Origin of the sequence: Acinetobacter sp. YH16038 (genome assembly GCF_013417275.1) — a bacterium.
GTDB lineage: Bacteria > Pseudomonadota > Gammaproteobacteria > Pseudomonadales > Moraxellaceae > Acinetobacter.
In genome coordinates this window covers 1-10,971 of the sequence record NZ_VPEG01000053.1, presented here as the reverse complement: position 1 = coordinate 10,971, position 10,971 = coordinate 1, and the positions used below count along the sequence as shown (strand labels likewise).

The 10,971-nt window shown below is 43.8% G+C and carries 13 protein-coding genes and 1 pseudogene; 1 reads left to right on the top strand and 13 read right to left on the bottom strand.

Annotation, left to right across the window (positions count from 1 at the left end):
- Positions 1-158: 158 nt before the first annotated feature.
- The 5 genes from FTV34_RS15520 to FTV34_RS15500 form a co-directional block, all read right to left on the bottom strand.
- Complete coding sequence (locus FTV34_RS15520; protein WP_159124038.1) at positions 159-566, bottom strand: DUF3106 domain-containing protein; 408 nt, start codon at positions 564-566, stop codon at positions 159-161.
- Complete coding sequence (locus tag FTV34_RS15515) at positions 556-873, bottom strand: hypothetical protein (RefSeq protein ID WP_004784617.1); 318 nt, start codon at positions 871-873, stop codon at positions 556-558. Before FTV34_RS15515 ends, FTV34_RS15520 begins: the two co-directional genes overlap by 11 nt.
- Positions 870-1,484 carry an RNA polymerase sigma factor gene (locus tag FTV34_RS15510; protein ID WP_004784615.1) on the bottom strand — a complete coding sequence of 205 codons (615 nt, stop codon included), beginning with the start codon at positions 1,482-1,484 and terminating at the stop codon, positions 870-872. Before FTV34_RS15510 ends, FTV34_RS15515 begins: the two co-directional genes overlap by 4 nt.
- 167 nt (positions 1,485-1,651) lie before the next feature.
- Entirely contained in the window at positions 1,652-2,428 is a 777-nt protein-coding gene (locus tag FTV34_RS15505) for an RNA methyltransferase (RefSeq protein WP_179992676.1), read from the bottom strand.
- Between the two features lie 50 nt (positions 2,429-2,478).
- Entirely contained in the window at positions 2,479-3,453 is a 975-nt protein-coding gene (locus FTV34_RS15500; RefSeq protein ID WP_180070757.1) for a class 1 fructose-bisphosphatase, read from the bottom strand.
- A gap of 183 nt (positions 3,454-3,636) precedes the next feature.
- Here FTV34_RS15500 and FTV34_RS15495 point away from each other — a divergent pair, with 183 nt between their 5' ends.
- Positions 3,637-3,822 (top strand): NF038105 family protein, encoded by a 186-nt coding sequence (locus FTV34_RS15495; protein ID WP_180070755.1) that lies wholly within the window; start codon positions 3,637-3,639, stop codon positions 3,820-3,822.
- Between the two features lie 90 nt (positions 3,823-3,912).
- Here the strand turns inward: FTV34_RS15495 and pal are convergent, their stop codons facing one another.
- The 8 genes and pseudogenes from pal to FTV34_RS15455 all read right to left on the bottom strand — a co-directional run.
- On the bottom strand, positions 3,913-4,485 hold the full coding sequence (gene pal, locus FTV34_RS15490) for a peptidoglycan-associated lipoprotein Pal (RefSeq protein WP_004784608.1): 573 nt from the start codon (positions 4,483-4,485) through the stop codon (positions 3,913-3,915).
- Between the two features lie 55 nt (positions 4,486-4,540).
- Positions 4,541-5,824, bottom strand: coding sequence for a Tol-Pal system beta propeller repeat protein TolB (gene tolB, locus FTV34_RS15485; protein ID WP_171505601.1), 1,284 nt, complete (start codon positions 5,822-5,824; stop codon positions 4,541-4,543).
- Between the two features lie 202 nt (positions 5,825-6,026).
- Complete coding sequence (tolA, locus tag FTV34_RS15480) at positions 6,027-7,382, bottom strand: cell envelope integrity protein TolA (protein ID WP_180070753.1); 1,356 nt, start codon at positions 7,380-7,382, stop codon at positions 6,027-6,029.
- Positions 7,383-7,385: 3 nt separating this feature from the next.
- On the bottom strand, positions 7,386-7,835 hold the full coding sequence (gene tolR / locus FTV34_RS15475) for a protein TolR (RefSeq protein ID WP_179992678.1): 450 nt from the start codon (positions 7,833-7,835) through the stop codon (positions 7,386-7,388).
- Entirely contained in the window at positions 7,835-8,533 is a 699-nt protein-coding gene (tolQ, locus tag FTV34_RS15470) for a protein TolQ (RefSeq protein WP_180070751.1), read from the bottom strand. The genes tolR and tolQ overlap by 1 nt, the downstream gene beginning before the upstream one ends.
- A gap of 27 nt (positions 8,534-8,560) precedes the next feature.
- On the bottom strand, positions 8,561-8,968 hold the full coding sequence (gene ybgC, locus FTV34_RS15465) for a tol-pal system-associated acyl-CoA thioesterase (protein WP_034170923.1): 408 nt from the start codon (positions 8,966-8,968) through the stop codon (positions 8,561-8,563).
- Between the two features lie 260 nt (positions 8,969-9,228).
- Complete coding sequence (locus tag FTV34_RS15460; RefSeq protein ID WP_180070759.1) at positions 9,229-10,572, bottom strand: amidohydrolase; 1,344 nt, start codon at positions 10,570-10,572, stop codon at positions 9,229-9,231.
- Between the two features lie 290 nt (positions 10,573-10,862).
- Positions 10,863-10,971, bottom strand: a pseudogene (locus tag FTV34_RS15455) (IS5/IS1182 family transposase); the annotation flags it as partial.

The window sequence follows — 10,971 nt, the reverse complement described above, 5'->3', positions numbered from 1 at the left end:
AAGTGAAGGTAAAGAATGTTGAAGGGTGCAATCTAAATTTTCAGATAAAGTCATAAAAAAATGAGCGTATTTACATACACTCATTTTTACTACATTTTACTAATATTTGCTTAACTGACTGGCATTATCCAGATGGAGGCTTTTTTATTTAACTTAAATTAATGAGTTTTAGGTTGAGTGAGTTGCTGGTATTTCTGGATATATTCTTCACGGATCGCCAGTCGTTCTTCTGGTGTTGCTTTTTGCATCCGTGCCCCTAACTCCTTACGTTCCTGGCTGCTCATCATTTGCCAGGTTTCACGCATACGCTGCTTTTCAGCTTCAGGAAGCTGGGTGAACCAATCCATGCGTTGCTGTAAATTAATACGTTGCTGTTCAGGCATTTCTTTTAAGGACTGATAACGTTTAATTAATGCCAGTTGCTCGGAATCAGAAAGTGTATCCCAGGTTTCGTTGACCTGCGTATTGGCATCTTTGGAAAAAATCCAAAAACGTTCAAATCCCGCAAAGCTGGTTTGCAGGAAGCTGAATGCACAAAATGCAATTGCTAATCTTTTAGCTGCCATGTGGAACTTTGTCCTCACCTAAGACCATTAACATTTCCAGATCTTCAAGCATCTGTGGGGAGAGTTTGGGGGTGGATACTGCCTGAGTCTGAGGTTCGTTATGGCTGACAATATTCGGTAGCACTACCACGCCAGCAATCGCAGCAGCCAAAGCAAAGCCAGACATTTTTAGAAATGCAAAGCGTGAATGTTGTGCGTCCTGAATATGCTCCAGCACATGATTCATCACCACCGGTTTATCTTTGTGGTGCTGTGCCAGTCCATCAAGTTTGGAAGTTACTTGCTTTAAGAAATCATCTTGCTTCATTCGGATGATCCTCCCAGATATGGATTTAAGTGTGCTAGAGAGGCACGTAGACCTTGAATAGCACGGTGATAATGGGTTTTCACACTGCCTTCTGTACAGTTCATAATTTGCGCTGTAGTTTGAGTATCAAAGCCTTCCCAGGCTCTGAGCATAAATGCTTGCTGCTGACGCACAGGTAATTTGGCAATCGCCTCCTGAATTTCTTCAGCAGTTACTGCCTGATCCAGAAATTCTAAAGGTGAGGGCGTAGATTCATCTACCAGATTGTCAAATTCGACTTCGTCGTCATCGAGGCTGACTTTTTTGAAAAAGGAAAATGGCTGGTTGCGACGTGCTTCTTTACGACGCCAATCCTGTAATTTGTTATTCAGAATCGTATAGAACAGGGGATACCACTCTTCAGTGCTTTTTTCTGCATAAGATTTATGCAAAGAAATAAAAGCTTCCTGAACCAGATCCATTGCGATCCCATGTTGTCCTTGAGTCGCACTTTCCATCATCACCAAAGCACGCCCGGTCACGTCCTGCATGAAATTTTTCAGGCGAGACTCAGCGGTACTCTTTAGAATACTCGCATCTTGTGACTGCAACGGTTTCGGTGCTAAATCCATAGAGATGGAAAATCCTGTCATTGGATACCCACCATTATTCCCAAGTTCATGTGCATATAACGTTGGGAATAACGATTTGGTTGACAATAAAACTTATTATTTTTGTAGTGTAATCTATTTTATAAATACACTGACTGGAATTAAAACAATGTAACCTAAATACCGTATTAGATACGTTGACGCACCATCTCAAAGAAACAGATAGAGCCTGCAATGGCAACATTCAGGGATTCCTGTCCACCTGGCTGTGGAATAGTCACCGCTTCGGCATGTTGCAGGGCATAGTCAGATACGCCTTGACCTTCATTGCCCAGAATCCAGACGCAGGCTTTACGCAAGTCTTTACTGTACAGGCTGCTAGAACGATGTGAGCTGGTGACATATACCGGAATCTTGAATTGCGGTAAAAGGTCTTCCAGTGCAATATTTTCAAAAGTTTGCAAAGAAAAATGCGCGCCCATACCCGCACGTAATACCCGTGGTGACCAGATAGATGCTGAACCCTTGGTACAAATGACCTGATCAATACCGGCAGCTGCTGCTGAACGTAGCAGGGTGCCAACATTACCGGGATCCTGCACATTTTCAAGGATCAGAGTGTCAGCCGTAAAATCAAGTGCCTGGCTTGAGCTTGGAATATCGACAATCGCCATACATGCAATCGAAGTGCCTAAGGTACTCAGGTCCTTATAAAGCGATTCACCAATGACAAAGACCACACCGGTATATTTGTTTAAAATAATGTCGAAATCAGGATGCGCTAAAGCATGTTCAGTCGTGAAGATCGAATTGATTTTCTTGTTTTCATGTAACCATGCAAGACACAGGTGCGTGCCTTCAAGCACAGTCTGCCCTTGTTTTTTTCGATAAGAATTCTGTTCAATTAAACCGCGTAAGTGTTTAATTTTAGGATTGTCTTTGGATTCAAGGAAGATGGTTGGCATAAGAAGAAAGTCCACGGCAGTCAATCAAGGATCAACTGCCGTTTAAAAAATTAGTGGTGGTAGCTGGTCACAAGCTCAACTTCATTTTTTGAGCCAATGATGACAGGAACACGTTGATGCAGATTTGTAGGTTCGATTTCAAGAATGCGGACACGACCAGTTGTTGATGCACCGCCAGCCTGTTCCATCAGCATACTCATTGGATTGGCTTCATACATTAAACGTAAACGACCTGCTTTAGTTGGGTCTTTTAAATCGTATGGGTACATGAAGATCCCGCTACGGCACAGAATACGGTGAATATCGCCGACCATACAAGCGACCCAGCGCATATTGAAATCTTTGGCGCGAGGACCTGTTTTACCTGCCAGCAATTCATCGATATAACGTTGTACCGGCGCTTCCCAGTGACGCTGGTTCGATGCATTGATTGCATATTCTTTAGTTTCAGCAGCCACCTGAATCGCTTCAGAAGTCAATAGAAACTCTTGAGTTTCAGGATCGAAAGTGAAGAATACCACACCGGCACCCACAGTCAGTGCCATCATGGTTGATGGGCCATACAGCACATAACCAGCAGCAACCTGATTGACACCAGCCTGCATGAAGTCTTCTGCCTGAGTTACACTATTTTTTGCAGGAAGAATCGAAAAGATGGTGCCCACACACATGTTGATATCAATATTGCTTGAGCCATCAAGTGGATCGAACAATACTAGATATTGACCATTTTCCTGAGCTGAAGTGAATTCATCCAGTTCTTCAGACGCTAAACCGCCTACATGTGGATGTACTTTTAATGCATCAATCAGATAATCATTAGAAATCACATCCAGTTTCTTCTGCTCTTCGCCTTGAACATTTTCATGCTGAGCACTACCTAATACACCCGCTAGAGCACCTTTTTGCAGGAGTTGGTCAATACGCTTGCAGGTATTTCCAATTGTTTCAATTACTTGTGCAAGTTCAGGTGTGAGGTTCCCGCTTTGTTGTTGTAGAAATTGGGATAAGGTGCGGTATGACATAAGGGAAAAACTCCAAGACTTATAATCGGGGAAAAAAGATCAAAACGATATACGGCTATATTTTAGAGGAGAACGTCCGAAAAGGACAATTAAACTGAATTATTTGTTGTGATTTTGCCCTTGCAACTCTTGTGGAAAGTGCTATGTTGAATCAAAGGAAAAAATGATCATAGGAGCACAGAGATGACAACATTAAAGTTTGATGCGACTCCAACGCCGAGCGAAGCGATTAATCTCGATGAAATTTCTGAAGACAAGATGAAAGAAGCGTGGAAGGATTACGAAGCAAAACCTGAATATAAAAAATTCAATAAACATGACATGATTGAATCCATGCAAAATGCTGAAGAAGTTGAAGGCAAAGAGTAATTTTATTCTTTGATCTTTCAAATATCCCTCTAATAAAAAAGCACTCGATTGAGTGCTTTTTTATGAATGATGTATTATTTAAATGATCACTTATTTTAGTAGTGGTGGAACAGCTTCGTAGTTGATTTCTACACGGCGGTTTTCTTTCCACGCACTTTCATCATGGCCAGGATTAACTGGCATTTCTTTACCATAGCTCACTGCTTCAAGTTGGCCTGCATTTACACCAGAAGTGATCAGGAAGCTTTCTACTGCTTTGGCACGACGTTCACCAAGCGCCATGTTGTATTCACGTGTACCGCGCTCATCTGTATGACCTGTCAGAGCTACACGAGAGTTTGCATTTGCCATCAGGAACTGGGCATGTGCTTGCAGAGTACGGATATCGTCATTGCTCAGTTCACTGCTGTCATAGTCAAAGTGAACCACGCGTTTAGCTAAATAAGCCTTATTTTCCGCAGTTACACCTTTAGCAGATGCACCTGCCATGTTTTGAGCGCTTAAAGCTGCATCTTCACTTAGACCTTCAGTGCTTACAGTGGTGGTGCCACTCGTATCCAGGTTGCCGGTTTGGACTTCAGCTGCTGGTTTACGGCTGGCACAACCAGTCATTACGACTGCGGCTGCAAGTAAAGGAAGTGCAAATAATTTTACTTTGTTCATTCTTCATCTCCATGAAGGTTGATTATGGGGTAAAGCATTTATAAATATTGAACTATTATTTTGGTGCCCAAGCAGGTTCGCGGACTTCACCTGTTTCACTTGGCAAATTCATGCGGAACCGGCCATCGAGAGACATAATGGATAACAATCCACGGTTACCTTCGCGAGTGGCATAGACCACCATCTGACCATTTGGCGAGAAGCTAGGTGATTCATCCAGGCTGGTTGGCGTCAGGATATTGGTCACACCTGAGCTAATATCTTGTACAGCCACTTTATAGTTACTGCCACTTGGACGATGAACCAATGCAAGTTTCTTACCATCTGCACTTAAGGTCGCGCGGGCATTAAATGCGCCACGGAAAGTCAGACGTTTGGTACTTTCATTATTAAAATCATAGCGGTAAATCTGCGGAGAACCACCACGATCTGAAGTAAAGATAAATGATTTTCCATCCGGCGCATAACGTGCTTCTGTATCAATTGCGCTATCGTTGGTCATGCGTTTTAACTGACGTGTTTCCAGATTCATCTGATAGATTTCCGGGTTACCGTGCATAGACGCAGTGAACAGCATGCTCTTGCCATCTGGAGAGAAGCTTGGCGCACCGTTTAAACCACGGAAGCTGGCCAGCTTTTCACGTTGACCAGTCGCCAGATCCTGTACATAAATGGCCGGACGTTTGGTTTCAAAAGATACATATGCAATTTTTTTCGCGTCCGGTGTCCAGGCAGGTGACAGGATTGGATCACGCGAAGTCAAAATGGTCTTTGGCTGTTCACCATCCGTATCGGCAATCTGCAAGGTATAACGCTGCTCAGGCGTTGCCGGATTACGTAAGACATAAGCAATACGGCCAGTGAAGTCTCCCGGAATACCGGTTAATGCCTGATAGATGGCATCACTGATCATATGGGCTGCCTGACGGGTACGTGAAGCAGGAACAGTCAGCAACTCATTCAGTAAGTATTGACGTTTTTCGACATCATACAATTGATACTGAATGCTATAAGAACCATCCGGATTGGTCTTGGATGAACCGGTCACCACATAGGGTACGCCTGCAGCTGCCCAAGCTTCAGCATTTGGCGAATTTAGTTGTGCTGTAGCAGGTAAATTCTTCGAGGCACTGGCAAATTTACCAGAACGATTCAGGTCATTTTCCACCACCGGATAAATACTCTGATCCTGGCTAAAAGGCACAATGGCAATTTTAGGAGCAGCTTCAGGAGCTTTGGTAATTTCCAGATGCAGTTGGGCCTGAGACTGGGTCGCAGTGACCGCACCCAAAGTGGTCATGATTGCAAGGCAGAGTAGGTGTTTGCGTGTCTTTTCCATCATTCGTTATTTACTCAAATCAACGGAGTTATTTATAAGTGATTGGGCTACATCATCGCATGGATTTATGCGAAATAGACCACGAATTTATCATCAAACTGTTATATCACTATGGGGAGTGATTATTATTTAATCTGTTTCAATTGAAGTTTAACTCAAAAAAACAGCCATAACACTTTTTCTTTATTATGGCTGTTTTTCATTAATGAGCTGTAAAGGTTGAAGTAAAACTTCGTGCTTCACGGCGTGCATCCGGATCTGAAGGCATTGGATAAGGTGCAGCAGCACGTACTGCCGCTTCTACACTGGCTTTCATATCTGGATCACTGGCACTCACCACCACAGAAACCACAGAACCACTATCGCTCAAAGTGACCCGAGCAGTCGCTTTCTGGCCTGAGGAGCCCACTGGGGTATCCCATGCACGTCTGATTTTATTTTCGAAATCACGTTTTGCAGTAGAGGCAATTCGCTTAGATTCCGCTTTTTTCTGTGCAGCTTCTTCAGCAGCCTGTTTGGCTGCAGAGGCTTTGGCATCAGCTTCTGCTTTGGCTTTCGCATCTGCATCTGCTTTAGCCTTTGCCGCAGCCTCAGCTTTATGTTTAGCATCCGCCTCTGCTTTAGCTTTTGCAGCGGCATCAGCTTTATGCTTGGCATCAGCATCCGCTTTGGCCTTCGCAGCGGCATCAGCTTTACGTTTAGCTTCGGCCTCTGCTTTAGCTTTCGCCGCAGCGTCAGCTTTGTGCTTGGCATCTGCTTCCGCTTTAGCCTTCGCAGCCGCGTCAGCTTTACGTTTAGCTTCAGCCTCTGCTTTGGCTTTTGCCGCAGCGTCAGCTTTATGTTTAGCATCCGCCTCTGCTTTAGCTTTTGCAGCCGCATCGGCTTTACGTTTAGCTTCGGCATCTGCCTTGGCTTTTGCCGCAGCATCCGCTTTTGCCTTAGCTTGAGCCTCTGCTTTTTGCTTGGCGGCTAAATCAGCCTTTTTCTGCGCTTCAAGTTTGGCTTTTTGCGCAGCATCGGCTTTACGCTGTGCTTCTACTTCAGCCTTACGCGTTGCTTCAGCTTCGGCTTTAGATTTTTGTGCAGCCTCTGCTTTGGCTTTGGCAGCAGTCTGTTTTGCTTGTTCAGCGGCTTCAGCACGTTTTGCAGCTTCGGCTGCTTGCTGGGCGGCTTTAGCTTGAGCAAGCTCTGCTGCTTTTGCTTCTTGCTGAGCTTTTTGAATATCGATCTGTGGGGGTGCTGGTGCAGGCTGCGGTGCTGGAGGTGTCGGTGCAGCTGCTGTTGGCACTACAGGCGCAGGCTCTACACTCGGTTCAGCAGTTTGGGTAATTTCTTCTGCAATATTTTCATGTGCAGTTTCTTCAAACTCAGTTTCTTCACGAGTCACCGGCTTGAGGTCTTCAGGTTTAATTAAGACCGTTTTAATCTGTTTTGGCGGTTCAGGTGGCTTACTCATGCCCAGAAAAAGCAGGCCCACCAAAGCAACTGCATGGATTCCTAGCGTAAACCCAATCGCAATTGCTTTCTTCTGAAACGGTGGTTTCTGATAATTTTTCATACTTTATTCTAATGGCTTGGTCAGTAAACCCACTTGGGACAAACCCGCATCCTGCAGGCTTGACATCAAGGCCATCACATCGCCATAAGGGCGGGTGGTATGACCATTGATCACGACATTGAGGACCTTGTTTTCACTTTCAGCAGTGCTTTGCGCTTCTATCAAAGTCTGCGTCAAAGCCTCTAGGGTGATAGGACCTGTGGTTTGATTTTTATATTCCAGAAAATAAGTACCATCTTCTTTTAAAGTAACGATCGTAGGCGCATCTTTGGATTCGATTGGTAAGCCATTGGCTTGCGGCAAATCGACCTTGATGCCACTGGTAATCATTGGGGCAGTCACCATGAAAATGACCAGAAGTACCAGCATCACATCGATGTATGGCACCACATTCATGTCACTTTTCAGTGGTTTTTTAATACGCTCGAAGCGTCCTGAACGTTGAATGGCCATTAGTCATTGTCCTGCGTAGCGCCCACAGATTGACGTTGCAGCAGAGCCACCATTTCTTCAGCGAACAGAGCACGGTCAGAGTACAGTGCTTCACCTTTAGATGTGAAATGGTTAAAGGCTAAAACCGCAGGAATTGCAGAAAATAAACCAATCGCCGTTGCAATCAGGGCCTCTGCAATACCAGGTGCGACAGTGGCCAAAGTAACCTGATCGACATCTGCCAGACCAATAAAGGCATTCATGATGCCCCAGACGGTACCAAACAGACCGACATAAGGAGCGACTGAACCAATACTGGCCAGCGCACCCAAGCCTTGTTCCAGATGCCCCTGATCACGACTTAAACCTACACGCAGAATACGCTCAGTACCTTCAATTGACTGGGTAGTTGGAGCATGGCGTTTTTTAAGTTTAAGGAACTCGCCCAGACCCTGATAGAAGATATCTTCCAGACCAGTACGTTTGGAATTGAGCTGGGCATTGTTATAAAGCGTCTTGAGTTCGGCACCTGACCAGAAAATTTTCTGGAAATGATTGTCATCAGCCTGAGCCTTTTTATAGCTCATGGTTAACTTGGCAATCAGATACCAGCTGTACAACGAGGCTAACAGGAGAGAAAGCATCACCAGTTGTACGACAGGGCTTGCTTGTAAAATAAGATCTGAGACTTGAAGAGATGATTCTAACTGAGTTGCCATAGCTGTTACGTGTGCCAAATAATTTTTTTAGTCTTGTTCCAATTCTTTATGAATCAGTTCGCGGATTTCATCAGGAAGTCGACGTGGTTTCATGTCTGCACTAATACATGCCAACTCGACCTCACCAGATGCAAGCATGATTTCACCACGATAAATATTTTGTTGCAATACAAATGATGAAGCTTTACATGAAATGACACGTGCAGTCACGGTAATCAGGTCATCCATGAGGATTGGGCGCATATATTTGACGTTAATTTTGTGCACAACAAAGTTATAGTCGGACTGGTGCCAGTAGTGACTCACTCCGGAAGCACGTAGCCATTCAGTACGGGTACGTTCCATATAGCGAATATGGTTAGCGTGGTAGACAATGCCACCCGCATCAGTATCTTCAATATAGACGCGGATATTGAATTCAAAGTGATTCGCCATAGTTTTGTTCCATGCAGATTTTACGAAATTATTGCTTGTTTTTAGAGGCTGGAGCAGGCTTAGAATTTGCCTTATTCATTCCAAAAGTCAAGCAATTTAGCGCGTCAAAGTTTAGCACTGTGAGCTTTGAGACCAATGGCACAAGATGTCAAATCTGGATGGAGTAGGAGCTAAGCTAGTACGGAACGGCCAATTGCTTATTAATACGGCGAAGTAAAAGCATGAATGAGACCAGTCACTCATGCTTGAGGAACTAAGAATCAGCTTTTGTTATTTTGCTTCCAGCTCGCTTGTACCTGATTAGCTACTTTCGGATAATCCAGAATAAAACGGACATGACTTTCTACGCCGGTTTTTAAAGTCGCATCATCGACTATAAAATTCGGGTTATGGTTCGGTGCTGCTTTGGCTGGGTCCTGATCGGCTGGCGTTGCACCGACGAAGACAAACAATGATGGCATCAGCTTGCCATAATAAGCAAAGTCTTCACTGGCACTAGCATTGTTATCAAGCAGATGCAGTTTATTTTCACCATTCACCTTAGCCAGAGTCGGACGCATCAATTCGGTCAAGGTTTTGTCATTGGTGGTAACAGGTGCATAGGGTGCAATTTCTACTTTGACTTTGACATCATTGGCTGCGGCATTGTGTTCCAGCATTTCCGGCAAGTCTTTTAAAATGCCTTGACGGACATCTTCACTGTTAGAACGAATCGTACCGACCATATTCACCTGATTAGGAATCACATTTCCTGTGGTACCACCCTGAATACTTCCAATACTGACCACGCCCATGCCTTTGGTTAAATCAGCTTTACGGCTTACCAGACTTTGTAAATTATTAATCATCTGTGCAGAAGCATAAATTGGATCGCGACCTGCCCAAGGCATTGAACCATGTACCTGATGGCCATCTACCTGTATACGTAAATGATCCGCGCTATTGAGAATTACACCATCTTTATAGAAAATATTGCCGCTTGGCATACCCGCCATCACATGCATTCCAAAAATCACTTCAGGCTGAGGATTCTTGAGTGCGCCATCAGCCAGCATTTTACGTGAGCCGATCTGATCACCTTGACTAAAGTTATCAATATCTGCACCGCCTTCTTCTGCTGGCTGGAATACAAAAACTACGGTTCCGGCAATCTTATCTTTATTGGTAGCGAGCACTTTGGCTGCACCTAATAGCATTGCAGTATGCGCATCATGACCGCAGGCATGCATCACATAAGTTTCCTTGCCTTGATAAATACCTTTCTGCTTGCTGGCAAAAGGTACAGCTGCCGTTTCCTGAATCGGCAAGGCATCCATATCTGCACGTAATGCCATGACGGGGCCAGGTTTTGAACCTTTTAGAACGCCGATCACACCTGTTTTGGCATAGCCTTTACGTACTTCAATACCATAGGACTTTAATTCTTTTTGTACTAATTCCGAGGTTTTGAATTCCATATTGCCCAGTTCAGGATATTGGTGAATATGCTGGCGTAGTTTGATGGTATGCGCTTCGGCTGCTTTAACAGAATCATCTACCCAATCTGCTAAAGCCAGTTGACTGCAAAATAAAAGAGGGAGACAAAATGAAAGCGTCTTATGCATGTTCATATCAGGGAGAACCTTAAAAATCTGAATAGAGTTAAAGAGATGCCTGAGCATTACATAATGCACTACATTTGACCAAAACCCTCTGAATATGGATTTCATACCTTTTCGGTATATTCATTTTTAGTACTTGCTGATAAAGGGAATTTTACAGAGGTAGATATTGTAAAATTATGTAATTATAAAAATTTAACGGTCTATTTTATTTAAAAAATTCAAACTAATAGGGAATTATTAAAAGGAATTTGTATCTGATTTAAAAATCTTTCATTAGGGTCTGTTGACACTTACTGTTCATAATTAACCCTATAAAGGTAGCCATAAAAATATACAGGCTAAAGCAACAGAACTTTGATAATTTCTTTTCAGCTTGTCATATCGAGTAGCTATTCCTCT